This is a genomic window from Petralouisia muris, from assembly GCF_004793545.1.
GTDB classification, from domain to species: Bacteria; Bacillota; Clostridia; order Lachnospirales; family Lachnospiraceae; genus Petralouisia; species Petralouisia muris.
The window spans coordinates 1-405 of sequence record NZ_SRYA01000267.1; the positions used below are offsets into that span (position 1 = coordinate 1).

Sequence of the window (405 nt, forward strand, 5' to 3'; positions counted from 1 at the left end):
AGAATGACAACTTCTATCTGCTTACCCTTGCGGCAGTCGCAAAGGAACTGAACAGGCGGGGAATGAGAAATGCAGATGTCCTTTTATCGGTAGGACTTCCCCTGACAAGGTTTGGTGCGGAGAAGCAGGACTTCATTGATTACCTGTCAAAGAAGAAAGAGGTCGCTTTCCGGTTTGAGAAAGAGAGGTATGTGGCAAGGATAGCAAGAGTGTCCGTGTTCCCTCAATGCTATGCGGCGGTTGCGGAACAGTTGAAAACGCTGCCGGGGTGTGTGGTGGTGGTGGATATAGGGAGCTGGACGATTGACATCATGCCAATAGAGAATGGCAAGCCGAATGAGGCGGAATGCATCACAAGCCAGCAGGGACTTATCCGCTGCATGAGAATAATCAATGAGGAATGTA

General features: G+C 49.6%; 1 protein-coding gene. It reads left to right on the plus strand.

Features of this window, described 5'->3' with window-relative positions; genetic code table 11:
* Positions 1–405, plus strand: a 405-nt coding sequence (locus tag E5329_RS29450) for a ParM/StbA family protein (protein ID WP_135992602.1), incomplete at both ends; no start/stop codon positions are given.